Consider the following 20613-nt stretch of genomic DNA (forward strand, 5'->3'; position numbering starts at 1 on the left):
GCTGGCCGGTGGCGCGCTGGCCCGGATAGAGGTCGTACATCCGGTTGAAGATGCGCAGCAGGGTCGACTTGCCGCAGCCCGACGGGCCGATGAACGCCGTGACGCGATTGGTGCCGAGCGTCAGGTTGATGTTCTTAAGCGCATGGTGCTCGCCGTAATAGAAGTTGAGATTGCGCACGGTCACCTTGGGCGGCGCCTCGGGCAGCGTCGGCGACTGCRGGAGCCCGCCGGCTGCGCTCATCGATACGGAAAGATCACTCATTTTGCGGTCCTCTCGGCGCCAAGGATGCGCGCGCCAATGTTCAGGGCAAGCACGGTCAGGGTGATGAGCAGCGCCCCGCTCCACGCCAGCTGCTTCCAGTAGGCGTATGGGCTCTGCACGAAGTTGTTGATGGTGACCGGCAGGTTGGCCATCGTCTTGGTCAGGTCCAGGCTGAAGAACTGGTTCGACAGCGCGGTGAACAGCAACGGCGCGGTTTCGCCGGCGACACGGGCGGTCGCGAGCAGCACGCCGGTGATGAGGCCCGCGCGCGCCGAGCGATAGGCGATCCGCTTGATCACCAGCGAGCGCGGCAGACCGAGCGCGGATGCCGCCTCGCGCAACGCGTTCGGCACCAAGAGCAGCATGTCCTCGGTCGTGCGCAGCACCACCGGGATCACGATGACGGCGAGCGCGAGGCAGCCCGCGATCGCCGAGAAGCCGCGCATCGGCACCACCACCGCGCCATAGATGAACAGGCCGATGATGATCGAGGGGGCCGAGAGCAGGATGTCGTTGATGAAGCGGATCACCGAGGTCAGCTTGTCGTTGCGGCCGTATTCGGCGAGATAGGTGCCGGCGAACATGCCGAGCGGCGCACCGATGCCGACGCCGATCACCGTCATCAGCAGCGAGCCGACGATGGCGTTGAGCAGGCCGCCGTCAGTCGAGCCGGGCGGCGGCGTGTTCTCGGTGAAGATCTGGACGTTGAGTCCGGCCACGCCGTTGTAGAGCAGCGTGACCAGGATCAGCGCGAGCCAGGTGACGCCGAAGGCGGCGGCGGCCATGCAGAGCCCGCGGATGACGAAGTCCTTGCGGCGGCGGCGTGAATAGATCGGGTTCATGGCGTCAGTTCCCCGCCTTCTTTTCCAGCCGCATCAGCATCAGCCGCGCCGCGGCGAGCACGAAGAACGTCAGCACGAACAGCAGCAGGCCGAGCAGGATCAGGCCGGACTGGTGCAGGCCATCGCTTTCGGCGAATTCGGATGCGATCGCCGCCGAGATCGTGGTGCCGGGGGCGAAGATCGACCCCGAGATGCGGAACGAGTTGCCGATGATGAAGGTCACCGCCATGGTCTCGCCGAGCGCGCGTCCGAGCGCCAGCATGATGCCGCCGATCACGCCGACACGGGTGTAGGGGATCACCACGCTGCGGACGACTTCCCAGGTGGTGCAGCCGACGCCGTAGGCGGCCTCTTTGAGAACCGGCGGCACCGTCTTGAACACATCGACCGAGATCGCGGTGATGAAGGGCAGCACCATGATCGCGAGGATCAGCGCGGCGTTGAACAGGCTGAGATAGGACGGCGGGCCGGCGAAGATCGCGCCGAGCACGGGAATGCCGTCGAAAATCTTGATCATGAAGGGCTGGAAGCTGTTGGCCAGGAACGGGCCCAGCACGAAGAAGCCCCACATGCCGTAGATGATCGAGGGGATGCCGGCGAGCAGCTCGATCGCCATGCCGATCGGGCGGCGCAGCCATTGCGGGCACAGCTCGGTCAGGAAGATCGCAATGCCGAGACCGACCGGGATGGCGATCAGCATCGCGATGAAGGAGGTGACGAGCGTGCCGTAGATCGGTCCGAGCGCACCGAGCACCGGCGGATCGGCCGACGGCGCCCAGCGCTGCGTCCACAGGAACGACAGGCCGAACTCCTTCATCGCCGGGAAGGCGCCGACGATCAGCGACATGATGATGCCGCCAAGGATGAGCAGCACGGAGATCGCGCTCAGTCGCGTGATCCAGTAGAAGGTGACGTCACCCAGCTTGAACGCGCTCAACGCCCTGGCGCGATCATAAGGTCCGGCGGCATCAACCACGTTGCTCTCGACAGCCATCTCAGCCACGCCGATCCCCTGTACCCGTTTATATACGCTTGTTGTCAGTCTTGTTGTGGGTCTTGCGCTCCGGATGCGGCGCGAGGCGCACCCGGAGCGGACGTCTTGCAGATCCCGGCGCTGTGGCCGGGAAAAGAGCGCCTTAGCTCTTGATGTCGGCAGACCAAGTCTTCTCGATCAGCTTCACGACGCTCTCCGGCATCGGGATGTAGTCGAGCTCTTCGGCCGCCTTGGCACCGTTCTTGAACGCCCAGGTGAAGAACTTGAGGGCTTCCTTCGAGGCCGCCTTGTCGGTCGCATCCTTGTGCATGAGGATGAAGGTCGCCGCCGTGATCGGCCAGGACTTGTCGCCGGGCTGGTCGGTCAGGATGACGTAGTAGCCGGGAGCCTTGGCCCAGTCGGCGTTGGAGGCGGCCGCCTGGAAGGCTTCGACCGTCGGCTGCACCGTCTTGCCGCCCTTGTTGACGAGGCCGGTGTAGGTCAGCTTGTTCTGCTTGGCATAGGCATACTCGACGTAGCCGATCGAGTTCTTGGTCTGGCCGATGTTGCCGGAGACGCCTTCGTTGCCCTTGGCGCCGACGCCAACCGGCCACTCGACGGCGGTGCCCTCACCGACCTTGCTCTTCCAGTCCGCGCTGGCCTTGGAGAGATAGTTGGTGAAGTTGAAGGTCGTGCCCGAACCGTCGGAGCGACGAACCACGGTGATCGCGTCCGAGGGGAGCTTCACGTTCGGATTGAGCTTCTTGATGGCCGGATCATCCCACTTGGTGATCTTGCCGAGATAGACGCTGGCAAGCGTCTCGCCGTCGAACACCAGCTCGCCCGGCTTCACACCCTCGATGTTGACGACGGGAACGATGGCACCCATCACCATCGGCCACTGAACGAGGCCGTCCTTCTCGAGCTGCTCGGCCTTGAGCGGCGCGTCGGTCGCACCGAAGGTCACGGTCTTGGCCTGGATCTGCTTGATGCCGCCGCCGGAACCGATCGACTGGTAGTTCAGACCGTTGCCGGTCTCCTTCTTGTAGGCGTCAGCCCACTTGGAATAGATCGGGAACGGGAACGTCGCACCGGCGCCGGTGATGTCGGCAGCAAAGGCTGCCGTCGTCGATGCGGCGACCAAGCCAGCAGCGACGATAGTTTTGAGGAAATTCATGCTGGTCTCCATACAGGGGAACGAAGCGCATTCCGCGCCCGATCGCGCTCCCCGCACCGCCCCTTTAGGAGCGGTCGGCTGTGCTTTTACGAAGGTTTCGTGACAGTCGGATGACAGGCTTAAGCAACTGAAATCATTTAGATTTCAGTTTAGAGCCGGGGGCCTTGCCTGGGGAAAACAAGCGGTGAAAGTGGCGCCCTGCCTGGGCACGCTTTCAATCAAAAGCCGGCCGCGATGGCGGTTAAGAATATGTTTCACCAACGATAATCCGAGCCCCGTGCCGCCCTGCGAGCGGCTGTCGCCGACGTCGACCCGGTAGAAGCGCTCGGTCAGCCGCGGCAGGTGCTCGGGCGCGATGCCGGGGCCGAAATCGCGCACCAGGACCCGGATTTCCTGGGTTCCATCAGGCGCTGCGCCTGATATCAGCGACACGATGATGCGACCGCCCGAGGCGCCGTATTTGAGGGCGTTCTCGATCAGGTTTTCGAACAGGCGCAGCAGTTCCTCGCGGTCGCCGGCGATCATCACCGGCGCCTCCGGCAGGTCGGTCTCGACATCGACCTGGCGTTCCCGCGCCAGCGGCTCGAGCCCGTCGGCGACCTGGAGAATGATCGGCAGGAGGTCGACCAGGGTGTCGGGCCGCACATGGGCGGACAGTTCCACCCGCGACAGCGACAAGAGATCGTCGATCAGGCGCGCCATGCGGGTGGCCTGATTGTGCATGATGCCGAGGAAGCGCTCGCGCGCCTTGGGATCGTCCTTGGCCTGGCCCTGGAGCGTGTCGATGAAGCCGGACAGCGCGGCGAGCGGCGTGCGCAACTCGTGGCTGGCATTGGCGACGAAATCGGCCCGCATTTCCTCGACCCGGCGCAGCGGCGTCTGGTCGTGGAAGGTCATCAGCATGCATTTGTCGGCGCCGCCGAAGGCGGTCGGCACCGGCACCGGCGTGATGATCAGCTCCATCCAGCGATCGACCGGCACATGATCGAGATAGGTCGCACGCCGCGGCTCGGTGGTGGCGATCGACTCGCGCAGCGCCGTGATGATCTCCGGCGAGCGCAATGCAAACTGGGCGAGCTCGTTCCGGCGCAGCGCCGGCGCGAGCTGGGCGGCGGCGGCGTTGAGATGGATGACGCGGCCAGCGCGGTCGAGCAGCACCGCCGGATCCGGCATGCCGGCGACGACCGCGGCCACCGCCGCGCTCTCGACCGGGTTGACCCGGCGGGTGTCGTCGCGCGAGGCGGCGGTGTCGTGCAGGCGCCAGGGGATCAGCGCCGCCGCGGCGATGCAGAGGAAAACCGCGACGGCCCGCATCACCGACAATTCGCCGAGCGAGACCACCACCGACAGCGCCAGCGCCGCGGCGATCAGGATGATGGTCGAGTGCCGCAGCCGGTCGGACCAGGGCTGGGCGGGGGGAGAAGATGGGGCGTCGATCGCCATCGGGGCGGGCTTCTCCTAGGGGCTTGCGCCGATCAGGCGCCGCTGTCGCTGCGCTCTCTCACATAGGCTGCTTCAGGCGCCGGGCCGGGATCGAGCTTGAGCGCGGCCTGCTGCAGGCGCTTCGATCGCGCCCCGATTATAACTTCGCGAAACGTCAGCAAGATTACAGATATGACAAAGGGGGACAGATAATAGAGGACGCGGAACAGGAGCATGCCGCCCAGCAGCTCCTCGCGGTCCATCTGCCAGAGGCCGACCAGCATGGCGGCGTCGAACACCCCGAGGCCCCCTGGGGAGTGGCTGGCGAAGCCGAGCAGCGTCGCCGAGACGAAGATCACCGCGACGACGACGAAGCCGAGATTGGGCTCATCCGGGACCAGCACGTACATCGCGAGCGCGCAGAAGCCGAGATCGATGATGCCGATGGCGATCTGGAGCAGCGTCAGCGGGCCGCCCGGCAGCACCACCGTCCAGGGCCCGCGGCCGACCACCCGCGGCTGGGTCCAGACCCAGACCACATAGCCGATCAGCGCGACGATGATCATCATCGCCAGCGTCCGGTTCAGCCAGGGCGGGAGCTGGTCGATCGAGGCCGCCGCCTCCGGATGATAGGAGATGCCGAGGCCCAGCACGGCGGCATTGCCGAGCCAGAAGGTCAGGCCGGCGAGGAAACAGATCTTGGCGACGTCGATCGCGTTGAGGCCGTAGGCCGAATAGATCCGGTAGCGCACCGCGCCGCCGGTGAAGACGCTGGCGCCGACATTGTGGCCGATCGAGTAGCTGGTGAAGGCGGCGAGCGCGTTGATGCGATAGGGCACGTGGGCATGGCCGATCGCGCGCACGGCAAACAGGTCGTAGAAGGTCAGGGTGAAATAGCCCGCCGCAACGAACAGCGCCGCCATCGCAATCTGGCGCGGCTCGGTGCTCTTGATCRCTTCGATCACCTCGTTGGAGTCGATGCCTCGCAGCATGTGATAGAGCACATAGCAAGCGATGCCGATGACCGCGACGCTGATCACAACGCCAAGCTTATGCAGGATTTGCTTCTGGCGCAGAAACGACATCGCTCTGCGTATGGCTTCCAGCATCTAGACCTCGAACAACGCTTCAGCGGCCAGGGCGGCCGGCGAACTGGCGGACGACGCACATGCACTCAACGAACCCTTGCCGCCGGCTCCGGCATCGCGCAGGCCCCCTACCCCTCCACTAGCGCGTTTTCGGGCGGAGTGGAATTCGCCAATACGAACAAAATCACGTGCCTTCAATATTTTAGGCAGGCTTGCGGGCTCAGGATGCACGGTTTGGCGCTTTCGGCGGCAAGTTCGACGACAAGGCTGACGCGAATCTCCGTGGCAATCCTGCGCAGGGGCCATGAAGTTTTGATGATTTCGGCCGCACAATGTTCCGTCACGTTTTAAGCCGACATCAATCTATGGGCCGCGGCCACCTGTTGAAAGAGGGGGCAATCCCGGGTTGTTCACGGATTTTCCGGTAGGCCGAAAGGCAGCGGCACTTGGCGGTTTCCTGGCGGCCTCCTGGGCTACCTCTTGGGCGGCCTAAGGGGCGGTCAGATAGCCGCGATCGTAGGCACCGGCCTGGTCTTCAAAAATCGCCATGGCCGTCGTCATCCGGCGGAAGCCGAGACGTTCGTAAAAGCCCTCCTTGCCGGGGACGGCATAGAGAATGATCTTGCGATGTCCGCCGCATCGCGCAAGCAGCCGCTCGATGATCCCGCGGCCGAGGCCCTGCCCCTGACAGTCTGGGTGCACCGCGACATCACAGAGATAAGCGCAATCGCGGCCGTCCGCCAGCACGCGTCCGGCCCCGACCAGCCGACCTTCGTCGTAAGCGAAGGCCCGAAACATGCTGTTGCCGAACACCAGCGCGAGATCCGCCGGTGCCTTGTTGCCGAGCGGAGCAATGCGGTAAAGCGCCGAAAGCTCGCTCCAGTCGATGCCAACGAGGTCGTCGCTCCAAACAATCGGCATCGGCGCCTTCCCCCGGATCAGTGCCGCGCGGCGGTGACGGCGGCGACGATGTCGTCAGTGCCGGGAAAATGGCCCTTGCTGCGGCTGGCGACAATCCTGTCGCCGACCTTGACCTGGAAGATCCCGCCCTTGCCAGGCACGAGCTCGGACTCCAGTGCCAATTGCCGGCGCAGCGCGGCGGCAACGTCCTTCGCACGCTTCTCATAGCCGCATGGGCGGCAATAGATGATCGTCACGTCCGACATCCCGTCCTCCTCAAGCTGCGAGCTGCGCGCGCATCGCTTCGATGCCGGCGATCCAGCCGGCGACAGAGCGGCCGATCGCCTCAGCGTGATCCTCCTGGAGAAAATGCAGTCCCGCTCCGAGGCGAACCAGCGCGCAGTGCTTCAGCGTGGACGCGAACCGCGCAGCGAATTCGGGCGAGACAAGCGCGCCCGGCTCGCCCGCGAACAGCAGCTTTGGATAGGACGACGCAGCCAGCGCCGCATGCGCGGACTGGAGCGCTGCATAGACATCGGCGGGCTCGCCGGCGATGGGCAGCTCGCGGGGCAAGGCGAGAACGGGACGGCGGCTCTGCGGTGTCGGGAACGGCGCTCGGTAGGGCGCCATTTCCGCCTCGCTCAGCTTGCGCACGATGCCGCCGGGCAGGACGCGTTCGACGAACGCATTGGCCTCCAGGATCAACGCCTCGCCCTCGCCCGGCATCCTGAATTTGCGGAACGCGGCCCTCGCGGCTTCGGCGTGGTCCTGCTCCTCTGCGACCTCGGTGTGGTGGAAATCCTGCCAGGTCGGCATCGGGCGGATGAACTCCATGAAGGCGACGCCGCGGACGAGATCCGGCCGGCGCGCGGCGAGATGGAATGCGAGCGCCGTGCCCCAGTCCTGCGCCACCAGATAGGCGGAGGAGATGCCACGCTCTTCGATGAATGCGTCGAGATAACGGACATGGTCGAAGAAGCGATACGCGATGTCGGGCTTGGCGGATTGGCCGAAGCCGACGAGATCGGGCGCGATGCAACGGGCGACCGGCGACACCAGCGGCAGTATGTTGCGCCAGATGTGCGACGAGGTCGGATTGCCGTGCAGAAAGAGCGCGACCGGGGCATCATCCGCACCCGTCTCGCGATACGCCATGGTGCTTCCCAGAACAGACGCGTTGCGGATATCGATCTCGGTTGGCTTGCTCATTTCGGCTCCCTGAACACGGTTTGAAATGCGATGGTCTTGAATCGCTCGAGCGCGGTGGGATTGCGATCGACCTTCATGCGCAGGATCGCGCCCTGCCAGGACGCGAGCAGAAAGTCGGCAAGCTCCTCCGGCTCGAAATCCGGGGCGATCTCACCGCGCGTCTGAGCCTCTGCAATGCAGCTGGCGAACGGCACGCGCCATTCGGCAAAAATGTCGGCGAGGCGCGCGCGCAGCACTTCGCTGCTTCCGGACGCCTCCAGGCTGAGATCGCCGATCAGGCAGCCGCGGCCGTAGCCGTCGGCCTCGAGCCGGCCCGTGATGATGTCGAGGTAGCGCCTCAGCCGCGCGCGCGGCGTCAGCGAGCTGTCCTCAAGGGCCTCTGCGACCAGCCCCCTGGTGGTGTCGAAGTAGCGGTCGAGCACCTCGGAGGCGAACGCCTCCTTGGAGCGGAAATGGTTGGTAAAGGAGCCCTGCGGCGCGCCCGCCGCAGCGGTGACGTCGCGCACGCTGGTGCCGTGATAGCCGGTCCGGAACATGACCTTCAGGCCGGCCTCGAGGATGGCGACTTTGAGCGAGGGCTTTGGCATGAGTGGAATAATACGTACGTACGTATTATAGTCAAGCGCAGTTTGATCACTCGGCGATTTCACACTCCGATCAAGCCGTTATCGCAATGTTGGATCCAGGACTGATGGGATCAGCCGCGCCTGGCGCGCGGATGGCTGTACGTTCCCTCCCCCCTTGCGGGCAGGGCTATCGCATATGGTGTGCACGATGCGGCGGCATCCGCGCTGGGCTCCCTCTTCCGCTTGCGGGGGAGGGCTGGGGTGGGGGTGTCTCCGCGGCGGGATTGTTGAGGATTACGGTGGATGTCCCTGCGTGGTGAGAACCCTCACCCGCCGCGCGCGGGACGATGCTTCGCATCGCCCGGGGCGCGTCGGCCTCTCCCGCAAGCGGGAGAGGCGGAGCAAGCCCGCGAACAATCCTCGTGAAATTCACATGCGATAACCCTGCTCTTGCGGCGGAGGGGAGCGAGCGAGCGATGGCCACCTCGCTCAAATCACGCGAACCAAGGGCTCAGGCCGCAGGCTGACTCCGCGAGACCACCCGGTCGCGCAGCCACGCGCCGACGGTGCAGCCGACCAAGTAGCAGGCGAACATGATGAGCCCGAGGTCGAGCCAGTAGCCGAAGCGGCCGGGGACCACATGGGCGAACGAGGCCGCGACCAGGGCGGCGGCGAGCACGGCAAGCCAGCGCGCGGTCACTTTCGAGGTGCCGTTGCCGCGCTGGACCACCGAAATCCAGCCCATCGCCAGCCCCAACARCAGCGATCCGATCAGCCAACCCACATGAAACGAGACGAGATAGGGCATCGTCACCTCACCAGAAATTCGATGCGGCGGTTCTGCGCCTTGCCGTCGTCAGTCTCGTTGCCGGCCACGGGCTGGGTGCTGCCATAGCCGACCGCGGTGAAGCGGTTGGCGGGCAGGCCGGCCTTGACCAGATAATCAATCACCGCCTGCGCGCGCTTCTCCGAGAGAGCCTGGTTGAAGGCGTCCTCACCGTCGGCATCGGTGTGGCCTGCGACCTCGATATTGGTGGTGGGACAGCGCAGCGCCGTCTCGATGAGATGATCGAGAACGCCGGCGGAGTCCGGATCGATGTCGGCGCGCTTGGTTGCGAAGCGGATCTTGCCTTTCCCCAAGAGGTCCGAGAACAATTGCTGGCAGACCGTGCCGTCCACCGGGCCCGCCGCGGGCTTCACCGTGATCTCCGGCTTGTACTGCCAGTTCTTGGGAAAATCCTTGCCGAGGCCTGCGCGGATGTCGTTGGCGGCGCCCTCGTAGAGCGCATCGCCCGACAGCTTCACCTCGCGGTCGGAGACGACGAGCGTACCGGTCGACAACCGTGACAGCGCGCCGAGCGCTGCGACCACGGCGGTGTTGAAGGAGCCGGGCGCGCCGATGCTGGCCTTGAGATTGTCGACGACCTTCTCGTTGAAGAATTTTCGCGACGCGCCGGTGGCGATCGTGGCGTGGACGTTGTTGTCGGGCACGTAGCCGGTCAGCGTCACCGTCGCGGCCACCGGATCCTTGTAGGCCTGGAAGATGTAGGGCGGCGCCTTGATGTCGTTGGCGGCGACCGAGAACCCCTCGGGCAGGTTCTTCAGCGCAGCCGCAATCGCCTCGCGGCCGCCGAGCTCGCGCGCCATGCCGGACAGATTGACCTTGGTGTCGGAGATCGTGATCTTGCCGTCCTTCAGCTTGCCGATCTGATCGAGCAGCAGCATCGCGGCAGCCTCGAAACGCGGCGGTGCGCCGCGCGCCAGGCCCATTTGATCGGCCACCTCGACCCCGCCGACCTCCTTGCGCGCCGCCTCCGTCAGCCGGCCCTTCATCGACGGCAGCGGCGCGGAGCCCGACAGCGTCACCCGCACCACGTCGCGCTCGGCGTTCCAGACGAACGGTTTCGCCTCGGGAACAAGGCGGGTCCGGTCATCGACCAGGCGCACGCCGGGGACGGTCTCGACCGCCATGACCGCGTCGCGGCGACCCTCCTCGGAGAAGGCGTCCGCGGCCAGACCGACGTCGCGGCCGTCCACCGCGATCCGGGTCTTGTCCAGAACCGTGTCCTTGAGCGCGGCCGAACTGCGGGCGGAAAGGTCCGCCTCGACCGGCAGCGTGTTGTTCCAGGCCGCAAATCCCCACATGACGGCCAGGGGGATCAGCCCTGGCCACCATTTGCTGGCCCACCTGAAAAGCTTTTGCATTCGACGACCCGAACTCTGGAACCGGAGACAAAACAAACCCTTGGCAGGCTGTCAAACCGGAAATGGCGGCCCTCCGAAGGCCTGGCGTGGACAATTGGAATAACTTTTTCTTCAAGGGTCACCCCCTAAGTTGAGGGCGGAATGCCAGGGGCGGCCAGCCGGGTACATGAAACAACTCCGTAACAACGTCATCCGCGCCGGGCTGGGAGCACTCTATTTCAGCGGGGCGCACCACCTGTTGCGCCCGCTTCTGTCGGGCGTCGGCGCCATTTTCATGCTGCACCACGTGCGGCCGGCCCGCGAGGGCGCGTTCCAGCCGAACCGCCATCTCGAGGTCACCCCCGATTTCCTGCGCGCGACCCTCTGCCATCTGCGCGCGCGCGAGATCGACATCGTCGGCATGGACGAGCTGCACGAACGACTCGTGCAAGGCCGGTTCGACCGCCGCTTTGCGGCCTTCACTCTCGACGACGGCTACCGCGACAATCTCGAATTTGCGCTGCCGGTGCTGCGCGAATTTGACGCGCCTCTGGCCGTCTACGTCGCCAGCGATTTCGCCGAAGGCACCGGCCGGCTGTGGTGGACCGCGCTCGAGGCCGTGATCGCCAAAACCGACCAGATCGAGGTGCAGATCGGCAACTCTGCGCTGCGGCTCGATGCGACGACATCGGCGACAAAGCAGGCGGCGTTCGACCGCCTGCACGACTGGTTGCGCGCGCTGCCGGGCGAGCATGATCTCAAGCGCGAGATCGAGGCGCTCTGCACCAAATACGGCGTCGACATCGCCGCGCTGTGCCGCGGCCTCTGCCTGTCCTGGGACGAGGTGAAGCAGCTCGCCGCCGATCCGCTGGTCACGATCGGCGCGCACACCATCAGCCATTGCAATCTCGCCAGGCAGAGCGAGGAGATCGCCGCGCAGGAGATGGCCGTGAGCCGGGTGCGGATCGAGCAGGTGCTGGAGCGTCCGGTGCTGCATTTCGCCTATCCCTATGGCGACCGCGAGGCGGCGGGCGAGCGTGAATTCGCGCTGGCCTCGGCCGCGGGCTTCAAGACCGCGGTGACGACGCGGCCCGGCATGCTGTTCGCCGAGAACGCGAGCCACATGACCGCGCTGCCGCGCGTCTCGCTCAACGGCAATTACCAGGACACGCGGATCCTGCCGGTGCTGACCTCGGGTGCGGCGACAGCGATGTGGAACGGCTTTCGAAGATTTGCGGCGGCTTGATCGTCGTCCCGGCGAAGGCCGGGACCCATACCGCGTGATTTCTCGATTGCGATCGGTATCAATCCCGAACGACCAGCCTTCGCCAAACGTCTCCCTGTGGTTATGGGTCCCGGCCTTCGCCGGGACGACACTGAGTTGGTTGAACGGCTGACGCAACACACTCCCACCGTTCCTTGACTCCCTCCCCCTCCCCGCTCAAAACGTCGCCAAACCAAAGGGAGGCATCATGTTCAACGATTTGTTCTCGCTCAAAGGCCGCGTCGCGCTGGTGACCGGCGGATCGCGCGGCATCGGCAAGATGATCGCGGCGGGGTTTCTCAGCGCAGGCGCTGCCAAGGTCTACATCACCGCGCGCAAGGCCGGGCCGTGCGAGGCGACGGCGAAAGAGCTCTCCGCGCAAYATGACGGCGAATGCATCGCGCTGCCGATCGACATCTCGACGGTCGAAGGCTGCGACAGGCTGGCTGGCGAAATCATCAAGCTGGAGCCGAAGCTCGACATCCTCGTCAACAATGCGGGAGCTGCCTGGGGCGCGGAGTTCGATGAATTCCCGGAGAGCGGCTGGGACAAGGTGATGGACCTCAACGTCAAGTCGCTGTTCTTCCTGACCAAGGCGCTTGCCGCACCGCTGCGCGCGGCGGCAAGCGCGGAGCGGCCGGCGAAGGTGATCAACATCGCTTCGGTCGACGGCATCTTCGTCAATCCGAGCGAGACCTATTCCTACGCCGCCAGCAAGGCCGCCGTGATCCATCTGACCCGGCGCCTGGCGACGAAACTGATCAAGGACAACATCAACGTCACCGCGATCGCACCGGGCGCGTTCAAGTCCGACATGAACCGGGCCGCGCGCGACCATTCGGACGATGTCGCCAAGCGCATTCCGGCGCACCGCATCGGAACCGACGAGGACATGGCAGGCGTGGCGATCTATCTCGCCTCGCGCGCGGGCGATTATGTGGTCGGCAACACCATCGCGGTGGATGGCGGCGTGGTCTACGCGAATGCGGGGCTGGAGATCGCGGGGTAGTCGGCGGGGTGATTGCGGCCCGGACGGTCCGCTCCCTCGCCCCGCTCTTGCGGGGAGAGGGTTGGGGTGAGGGGCTTCTCTCCCCACGGGAGACTGAAGCCGCACCTGTACCCCCTCACCCGGATCACATCTGCGATGTGATCCGACCTCTCCCAACAAGCGGGGAGAGGTGAAGAAGAAGAGCCTTACGACTCGATCTTCACATACTCGAAATCGCCGGGCTTGTTGTCGATGCCGACTTTCGGCGGCGAGATCCAGGAGGCGAACTGGCCGGTCTCGGTGACGGGCTGCATCAGCGAGGAGATGAAGTCGCCGTCGGCGGTCGAGGGCAGCCAGTCGTCCTTGCGCTTCGCCCAGGTGGCGTCGTCGATCAAAATGCCGTCCGGCGTCGCGTGCACGTCCTTGAACTCGCCGATGTGGCGGTGGAAGGCGACGTTCGGAAGCGTCAGCTTGAAGTCGTAGCCCGCGGTCGAGATCACCTTGTTCCAGCGCAGCATGCCCTTGACGCAATCCTGGCTGTAGTCGTCGCGCAGGCGCATGTTGAGCGCGGTCAGCGCCGGCTCGTCGACCAGCTTGATCTCGCCGTCGATGAACTTGAGCACCGGATAGGTCGCGTTCTTGAGCTGGTGATCGTCGTCGATCTGGGTCTCGTGATAGCGGCCCTTGATGCCGGTGTTGAAGGCGTTGGCCGCGTTGGTCGAGACCTCCGAGCCGAACAGGTCGAGCGACAGCGTATAGTGCAGGTTCAGCTTCTTCTGGATGGTCGGCAGGTCGATCACGCCGAGCGCGCGGACCTTTGCGATGTCGGTCGGATCGGTGATGCCGGCTTCCCGCATCGCATCGCAGGTGCGCTGCACGACGCGGGTGATGCCGGTCTCGCCGACGAACATGTGGTGCGCTTCCTCCGTCAGCATGAAGCGGCAGGTGCGCGACAGCGGATCGAAGCCCGACTGCGCGAGCGAGTGCAGCTGCATCTTGCCGTCGCGGTCGGTGAAGTAGGTGAACATGAAGAAGGACAGCCAGTCCGGCGTCGCCTCGTTGAAGGCGCCCAGCATACGCGGCGCATCCGCATCGCCCGAGCGGCGGCGCAACAAATCGTCCGCCTCTTCACGTCCGTCGCGGCCAAAATATTTCTGGAGCAGGTAGACCATCGCCCAGAGATGGCGGCCTTCCTCGACATTGACCTGGAACAGGTTGCGCATGTCGTAGAGCGAGGGCGCGGTCTTGCCGAGGTGGCGCTGCTGCTCGACCGAGGCAGGTTCGGTGTCGCCCTGGATCACGATCAGGCGGCGCAGCATGGCGCGATACTCGCCCGGGACTTCCTGCCAGGCCGGCTCGCCGTAGTGCTCGCCGAAGGGGACGACGCGGTTCTCTTCCTGCGGCGCCAGCAGAATGCCCCAGCGATAGTCGGGCATGCGCACGTAGTCGAACTTGGCCCAGCCGCGCGGATCGACCGAGTAGGCGGTGCGCAGGTAGACCAGCGACTCCTGAAAACCTTCCGGCCCCATGTCGCTCCACCAGTCCATGTAGCCGGGATGCCAGCCTTCCAGCGCCTTCAGCACCTGGCGGTCTTCGGCGAGGTTGACGTTGTTCGGAATCTTGGTCGAGTAGTCGACGTTCATGATGTTCATGTTCATGGCCGTGCTCCTTGGTCTGTCTCTTGTCCCGGACGCTGCGCAGCGCGAAGCGGTGCGCTGCAGAGCCGGGACCCATCATTCGGTCCACTATGGATCCCGGTTCTGCGCAGCGTCACTTTGTGCCGCAGCGCGCCCGGGACACGAGAGTCATCAAACCCGCGTCATATCGAATTTCGGCTTCTGGCCGCTGCCGTAGCGGCGCAGCGCGCCCTCTTCGCCGACCGCGTTCGGGCGCTGGAAGATCCAGTTCTGCCACGCGGTCAGGCGCGAGAAGATTTTCGATTCCATGGTCTCGGGACCGACGAAGCGCAGGCTCGCTTCCATGCCGGTGAGGCTGTCGGGCGAGAAGCTGGCGCGCTCCTCGAGGAACACGCGGACCTCGTCGTCCCAGTCGATGTCGTCGAGCGCGAAGGTGACGAGGCCGAGCTCCTCGGCCTCTTCGGCGTCGAGGCTGGTGCCGACGGTGGCCTCGGCGCGCTCCAGATCGGACGGGTCGGCCTGGAAGCGCGATTGAAGCCGCGTCAGGCCATGGCTCATCGGATACGGGCCAAAGTTCATCGCCGACAGTTCGATCGACGGCGGCGGACGGTTATCGCCCTGGCGCGTGCCGATCAGCATGTAGGAGCGGTCGGCGGCGAACACGAGCTCGGCGAGCGTGCCGGCAAAGCAGGAGCCGGGCTCGACCAGCGTCACCAGCGTGCGCGAGGTGACGTCGATGCGCTTCAGGACGCGCTTCCAGTAGTGGCGGATCTCGTTGACCAGCCAGTGCGCCTTGTTGGCTTCGAGGAAGGCGTCGGACGCCAGCACATGGGCACGGTCGCCATGGCTCTTGAACACCAGCATGGCGATCTCGAGCTCGTTGATGCGCAGATGCAGGATGGCGTCGTCGAGCTCGCGCGCGACCTGGAGCGGCCAGAACGACGCGCCCTGCGCCATCATGCCGTCGATGTCGGCGGGCAATGCGGCCTCGGGCGCCTTGATCGAGATGGTGGCGATGCGCGCCGCGCGATCGATGTCCACGGTGACAAAGCCATAGCGCAGGCTGGTCTCGTCGATGAGGCGCCTGAGCGGGGTGAGCGCAATGCCCTTGCCGCTGCCGCTGCGCTTCGAGGCGGCCGCGAACTCCTTGGCGCGCTCGACGATCCTGGCCTCCAGTTTCGAGTTCGGCGCGATCTCGTCGACCAGCCGCCATTGCACGGCGCGCTTGCCTTTCACGCCTTCCTCGATGGTGCAGAAGAAGTCGGCATGGTCGCGACGCACCTTGCGCTTGTCGACGACGCGGGTGAGGCCGCCGGTGCCGGGCAGCACCGCGAGCAGCGGCACTTCGGGCAGCGCCACCGAAGAGGCACCGTCATCGGCGAGGATGATGTGGTCGGTGGCGAGCGCCAGCTCGTAGCCGCCGCCGGCGGCCGAACCGTTCACCACCGTGATGAAGCGCTGGCCGGAATTCTCCGAGGAGTCTTCCATGCCGTTGCGGGTCTCGTTGGTGAACTTGCAGAAATTGACCTTGTGGGCGTGGGTGGAGCCCGCGAGCATGCGGATGTTGGCGCCAGCGCAGAACACACGGTTCTTGGCCGAGCGCATCACCACCACCTTCACCTCGGGGTGCTCGAAGCGCAGCCGCTGGACCACGTCCGCAAGCTCGATGTCGACGCCGAGATCGTAGGAATTGAGCTTGAGCAGATAGCCCTCGAACAGGCCGCCGTTCTCGTCGACGTCCATGGTCAGGGTCGCGACGTCGCCGTCGACCGCGAGCTTCCAGTGCCGGTAGCGGGACGGTTCGGTCTGGAAATCGATGAATGTCGCACCGCCTGCGAGGCGCCGATCTTCCCCGGCCATGGGCCACCCTTGAGCTTGATTATGAACTTCGGTCTTTACCGTTAGATGCACAATAGTGCATCTTTTGGGGCGCGTCTAGCCCTTAACGGGCAATGCATGCACTTTGTTTCATGAGAGCTACTGGGACCGCACGATGACACCGAGCGTGATCCAGTCGGCCTTGGAGAGCTGCGGGCTGCCGAGCTTGGCTTGCAGCAGGGCCGTCAGTGCCGGGACCGGAAAGCTCTCGACAAAGCCGTCGCCGGCCGGCGCTGCCTTGCGCGAGCTCAGCGACCGCAGCTCCCCGAGCGCGTCCCCGAACAGGCGTGCGGCCGAATGCAGCCGCTGCATGCGCAGCCGCAAATTGGCGTTGGCAATGTGAATGCAGGCGCGCAGCAGAATGCGCTCGCGGCCGCCTTGCGGCGCTGCGGCCCATACCGCCTCCAGCACCTCCTGCGCTTCCCAGAAATAGCCGCGATCGTTCAGCGCAAGGCCGTAGCGCAGCGCCGGATGGCGCGCCGGCACGTAGCCGCGAAAGGCCGCCGGCACCAGCGCCTTGGCGAGAGCGAGCGTCTCGTAATCGGCATCCAGCCCAGCGGCTTCGCCCGGCACATAGGCCCATTGCGGCCACGGCAACGGGCCGCTTGCGTTCGGCGGCACATTCATAGGGGATGTGCCTCCGCAAGATCATGCGGCGCGTCCCTGAAGGCCCTGATCGTCGCGCAGGGCCGCCGCTGCAAATTGCACAATCGCGTCAAGCGTCGCCCCCGGCGCTTCACGATGCGGGGAATGTCCCGCGTCTGAAATGACTTTCAAATCTACCGGACAGTAACACTCTTCCTGCGCGATCGCGACCTGACGCAGTGTCCCATATTGGTCGTCCACGCCCTGCAGGACGATGACAGGGACACGGATATAGGCGAGGTATTCGGAGATGTCCCAGTCGCGGAACGCCGGATCGAGCCAGGCACCGTTCCAGCCATGGAAGGCGTTGTCGACGTCCTTGTGCCAGCGCGCGAGCTTTGTCTTGAGGTCGGTGGTCTCAAAGGCCGTCTTGATTTCCGCAATCGACTTCACCGAGATGTCCTCGACGATGAAATGCGGCGCGATCAGCACGAGGCCGTGCAGGCGATGATCCTGATGCGCGCCGGCATAGATCGTGGCGATCGAGGCGCCGTCGGAATGGCCGAGCAGGAGGCCACGCTTGAAGCCGATCGCATCGAGCAGTTTCGGCAGCACGTCCAGCGCCTCGCGCTGCATGTAATCGAGCGGCCGCGGCAGGCTCACCGGGCTCGACTGGCCATAGCCCGCGCGCGAGTACACGAAGATCCCGGCACCGGTCGCCTGCTGGATCTTTTCGGGGAAGTCGCCCCAGAGCCCGACCGAGCCGAGCCCTTCGTGCAGCATGACGATGGTGGGGGCATCCGCTGATTGCGATGCAAGCCATTTGTATTCGAGGCTGACGCCACTGATGCTGAGGAAGCCTGTGGGGGTGAGGTTTGTCATGCTGTCGATTCCATTCATTCCGTCATTCCGGACAACTCGCAAAGCGAGTTGATCCGGAATCCCGAGATTGCAGTCTGCGGATCGAGATTCCGGGTTCGCGCTTCGCGCGCCCCGGAATGACGAAGCCAATCAATTCGCCCCTTCCCGCAGCTTGAACCGCTGGATCTTCCCCGTCGCGGTCTTCGGCAGGGACTCCACCACGTCGATCCAACGCGGGTATTTCCAGGGGCCGATCTTCTGCTTGACGTGTTCTTTCAGCGTTTCCTGCAGATCGGTTCTCGTCGCGCCCGGGCGCAGCACGACAAAAGCCTTCGGCTTCAGCAGCCCTTCCGGATCGGCCTCGGGCACGACGGCCGCTTCCAGCACGGCAGGATGGGTGATCAGCGCGCTCTCGACCTCGAACGGCGAGACCCAGATGCCGGAGACCTTGAACATGTCGTCGGCACGGCCGCAGAAGGTGTAKCGGCCCTCGGCATCCCTGACATATTTGTCGCCGGTGCGGGTCCACGGGCCCTCGAAGGTGCGGCGGCTCTTGTGGCGCTGGTTCCAGTAGCCTTCGCCGGCGGAGGGCGCATCGACCAGCAGCTCGCCGACCTCGCCGTCGGCGACGTCCTGGCCGGCCTCGTTGACGAGCCGCACCGCATAGCCCGGCACCGGCTTGCCGGACGAGCCGTATTTGATGTCGCCGGGCGCGTTCGACAGGAAGATGTGCAGCAGCTCAGTCGAGCCGACGCCATCGAGAATGTCGACGTTGAAGCGCGCCTTCCAGCTGTTGCCGACGGATTCCGGCAGCGCCTCGCCGGCCGAGGTGCAAATGCGTAACGCCTTGCCGCCGCGCTCGCTCTTCATCGCCTCGTCGTTGAGCATCGCCGCGAACAGCGTCGGCACGCCGTAGAAGATCGACGGATTGTATCTGTTCATCAGGTCGAACATGCGCGCCGGCGTCGGGCGCTCGCTGTTCAGCACCACGGTGGCGCCGACCGACATCGGGAACGTCAGCGCATTGCCGAGGCCATAGGCGAAGAATAGCTTCGCCGCGGACAGGCACACGTCGCTCTCGCGGATGCCCAGCACCTGCTTCGCATAGGTGTCCGCGGTCGCCTGAAGATTCGAATGCAGATGGCGCACGCCCTTGGGCATGCCGGTCGAGCCAGACGAATACAGCCAGAACGCCGGCTCGTCAGGATGTGTGACTGCGGTCGCGAATTGATCGTTCTCGCGCGCGAGCTCCTCGGCCAGCTGCTTGTGGCCGTTCATCTTGCTGCCGGACACCACGACATGCTCGAGATCCGGCATGCGGCCGACGACGTCCTTGATGACGGGATAGAGCGCTTCCGAGACGAACAGCACGCGCGCGCGGCAATCGGCGAGGATGTAGGCGTACTGGTCTGCGGTCAGCAGCGTGTTGAGCGGCACCGGCACGACGCCGGCGCGGATCGCGCCCAGAAACACGATCGGGAAGTCGACCGTGTCCAGCATGATCATCGCCACGCGCTCCTCGCGGCGGACGCCGAGACGGCGCAGCATGTTGGCGGCGCGGCGGCTCTGTTGCTGGAGCTCGCCATAGGTGAGGCTGGAGACGGTGTCGTCGAAGACCAGCTTGTTGCCGCGGCCCTCCTCGACGTTGCGGTCGAGCAGCCAGGTCACCGCGTTATAGGATCCCTCGCTCACGGACTTCTCCCCCGATTTTAGAATTATAATTCATAGAAAGACACTGCCTCGGCTTGCTGTCAATGCCATCAGGCACTATGTTTCATTAAAATGCGCCGCAGGACATCCGCTAAAGAAGACTCATGACCGACAGTCCCGACGCCGAATCCCGCTTCCTCGAACAACTCGGCCAGCGCGTGCGCACCATGCGCGCGCTACGCGGCATGTCGCGAAAAGTGCTCGCCAAGGTATCAGGGATTTCGGAGCGCTACATCGCGCAACTCGAGAGCGGCAAGGGCAACGTCTCCATCGTGCTCTTGCGCCGCGTCTCGGACGCGATGGGCGCGCATCTCGAAGACCTGCTGCCCTCCACTGACCCGACGCCGGACTGGCAGATGTTTCGCGATCTGCTGCGCAAGGCGACGCCGGCGCAGATCGCACAAGCAAAAGATCTGCTCGCCGGCGGCAGCGCATCCGCGCCGCGGCGCGCGCCGTTCTGCGGCATCGCGCTGATCGGCCTGCGCGGCGCCGGCAAATCCACGCTCGGCAGGATGCTGGCGAAGAAGATCGGCTGGAGCTTCGTCGAGCTCAACAAGGAGGTCGAGCAGCAGAACGGGCTCTCGGTCGCCGAGATCATCGCGCTGTACGGCCAGGAAGGCTTTCGCCGCATGGAGCAGGCGGCGCTGCAACAGCTGCTGGCGCGCAACGAGCTGATGGTGCTGGCGACCGGCGGCGGCATCGTCTCGGAGCCTTTGACCTTCGACCAGATCCTGTCGTCGTTCTACACGATCTGGCTGAAGGCCGAGCCCGAGGAGCACATGGCCCGCGTGCGCCGCCAGGGCGATTTGCGGCCGATGGCCGACGACCGCTCGGCGATGGCGGAGCTGCGAAATATCCTGCTGAGCCGCGAGCCGCTGTATTCGCGCGCGACGGCGGTGGTGGACACCGCGGGGCTGTCCGTCGACGCCGCAGCCGCACGGCTGATCGACGCGGTGCGCCCGGTGTTGCAAAACGAAGCGCGCAGTTTTGGATTGCGCAGCGTGGCGCTGTAGGCGCGCTGAATCCTCCCCTCTGCTGTCGTCCCGGCGAAGGCCGGGACCCATACC

General features: G+C 65.1%; 20 protein-coding genes. 3 read left to right on the forward strand and 17 right to left on the reverse strand.

The genetic code is table 11. The features are described from left to right. The 12 genes from ACXJL8_RS09480 to ACXJL8_RS09535 all read right to left on the reverse strand — a co-directional run. Positions 1–262, reverse strand: a 262-nt coding sequence (locus ACXJL8_RS09480; RefSeq protein ID WP_456684921.1) for an ATP-binding cassette domain-containing protein, incomplete at its 3' end; no start/stop codon positions are given. Then, positions 259–1104 carry a phosphate ABC transporter permease PstA gene (pstA, locus tag ACXJL8_RS09485; RefSeq protein ID WP_456619593.1) on the reverse strand — a complete coding sequence of 282 codons (846 nt, stop codon included), beginning with the start codon at positions 1102–1104 and terminating at the stop codon, positions 259–261. The genes pstA and ACXJL8_RS09480, both read right to left, overlap by 4 nt. A 4-nt stretch (positions 1105–1108) precedes the next feature. Continuing rightward, entirely contained in the window at positions 1109–2098 is a 990-nt protein-coding gene (gene pstC / locus ACXJL8_RS09490) for a phosphate ABC transporter permease subunit PstC (protein ID WP_456619656.1), read from the reverse strand. Positions 2099–2240: 142 nt separating this feature from the next. Then, positions 2241–3254 carry a phosphate ABC transporter substrate-binding protein PstS gene (gene pstS, locus ACXJL8_RS09495; protein WP_456619592.1) on the reverse strand — a complete coding sequence of 338 codons (1014 nt, stop codon included), beginning with the start codon at positions 3252–3254 and terminating at the stop codon, positions 2241–2243. A gap of 144 nt (positions 3255–3398) precedes the next feature. Continuing rightward, positions 3399–4697, reverse strand: coding sequence for an ATP-binding protein (locus ACXJL8_RS09500; protein ID WP_456619591.1), 1299 nt, complete (start codon positions 4695–4697; stop codon positions 3399–3401). Positions 4698–4729: 32 nt separating this feature from the next. After that, positions 4730–5785 (reverse strand): UPF0104 family protein, encoded by a 1056-nt coding sequence (locus tag ACXJL8_RS09505; protein WP_456684922.1) that lies wholly within the window; start codon positions 5783–5785, stop codon positions 4730–4732. A gap of 468 nt (positions 5786–6253) precedes the next feature. Further along, entirely contained in the window at positions 6254–6685 is a 432-nt protein-coding gene (locus ACXJL8_RS09510) for a GNAT family N-acetyltransferase (protein WP_456619589.1), read from the reverse strand. 17 nt (positions 6686–6702) lie between these two features. Continuing rightward, positions 6703–6930 (reverse strand): Rdx family protein, encoded by a 228-nt coding sequence (locus ACXJL8_RS09515; RefSeq protein ID WP_456619588.1) that lies wholly within the window; start codon positions 6928–6930, stop codon positions 6703–6705. Between the two features lie 10 nt (positions 6931–6940). Beyond that, a complete protein-coding gene (locus ACXJL8_RS09520; protein ID WP_456619587.1) occupies positions 6941–7873 on the reverse strand; it encodes a haloalkane dehalogenase in 933 nt (310 codons plus the stop codon). Further along, positions 7870–8460: a TetR family transcriptional regulator C-terminal domain-containing protein gene (locus ACXJL8_RS09525; RefSeq protein WP_456619586.1), complete on the reverse strand. Its 591-nt coding sequence runs from the start codon at positions 8458–8460 to the stop codon at positions 7870–7872. Before ACXJL8_RS09525 ends, ACXJL8_RS09520 begins: the two co-directional genes overlap by 4 nt. Positions 8461–8950: 490 nt before the next feature. Continuing rightward, positions 8951–9247: a hypothetical protein gene (locus ACXJL8_RS09530; RefSeq protein ID WP_456619585.1), complete on the reverse strand. Its 297-nt coding sequence runs from the start codon at positions 9245–9247 to the stop codon at positions 8951–8953. 2 nt (positions 9248–9249) lie between these two features. Next, entirely contained in the window at positions 9250–10644 is a 1395-nt protein-coding gene (locus ACXJL8_RS09535; protein ID WP_456619584.1) for an OmpA family protein, read from the reverse strand. Positions 10645–10810: 166 nt separating this feature from the next. On the opposite strand from ACXJL8_RS09535, the gene ACXJL8_RS09540 reads away from it, so the two are divergent. Together ACXJL8_RS09540 and ACXJL8_RS09545 are read left to right on the forward strand one after the other, a co-directional pair. Beyond that, on the forward strand, positions 10811–11869 hold the full coding sequence (locus tag ACXJL8_RS09540) for a polysaccharide deacetylase family protein (protein ID WP_456619583.1): 1059 nt from the start codon (positions 10811–10813) through the stop codon (positions 11867–11869). A gap of 226 nt (positions 11870–12095) precedes the next feature. Next, positions 12096–12896, forward strand: a complete 801-nt coding sequence (locus ACXJL8_RS09545) for an SDR family oxidoreductase (protein WP_456684923.1) — start codon at positions 12096–12098, stop codon at positions 12894–12896. Between the two features lie 185 nt (positions 12897–13081). Here ACXJL8_RS09545 and boxB read toward each other — a convergent pair whose 3' ends face one another. The 5 genes from boxB to ACXJL8_RS09570 all read right to left on the reverse strand — a co-directional run bounded on the left by boxB (position 13082) and on the right by ACXJL8_RS09570 (position 19528). Further along, complete coding sequence (gene boxB / locus ACXJL8_RS09550) at positions 13082–14533, reverse strand: benzoyl-CoA 2,3-epoxidase subunit BoxB (RefSeq protein WP_456619581.1); 1452 nt, start codon at positions 14531–14533, stop codon at positions 13082–13084. Positions 14534–14683: 150 nt separating this feature from the next. After that, positions 14684–16372, reverse strand: a complete 1689-nt coding sequence (gene boxC, locus ACXJL8_RS09555; RefSeq protein WP_456619580.1) for a 2,3-epoxybenzoyl-CoA dihydrolase — start codon at positions 16370–16372, stop codon at positions 14684–14686. A 117-nt stretch (positions 16373–16489) separates the two neighbouring features. Beyond that, on the reverse strand, positions 16490–17017 hold the full coding sequence (locus ACXJL8_RS09560; RefSeq protein ID WP_456619579.1) for a DUF309 domain-containing protein: 528 nt from the start codon (positions 17015–17017) through the stop codon (positions 16490–16492). Between the two features lie 21 nt (positions 17018–17038). Beyond that, entirely contained in the window at positions 17039–17857 is an 819-nt protein-coding gene (locus ACXJL8_RS09565; RefSeq protein ID WP_456619578.1) for an alpha/beta fold hydrolase, read from the reverse strand. 129 nt (positions 17858–17986) lie between these two features. Further along, entirely contained in the window at positions 17987–19528 is a 1542-nt protein-coding gene (locus ACXJL8_RS09570; protein WP_456619577.1) for a benzoate-CoA ligase family protein, read from the reverse strand. A gap of 122 nt (positions 19529–19650) precedes the next feature. Here ACXJL8_RS09570 and ACXJL8_RS09575 point away from each other — a divergent pair, with 122 nt between their 5' ends. Next, positions 19651–20559 (forward strand): helix-turn-helix transcriptional regulator, encoded by a 909-nt coding sequence (locus tag ACXJL8_RS09575; protein WP_456619576.1) that lies wholly within the window; start codon positions 19651–19653, stop codon positions 20557–20559. Positions 20560–20613: the final 54 nt, after the last annotated feature.

It is taken from the genome of Bradyrhizobium sp. P5_C11_2, assembly GCF_054049755.1.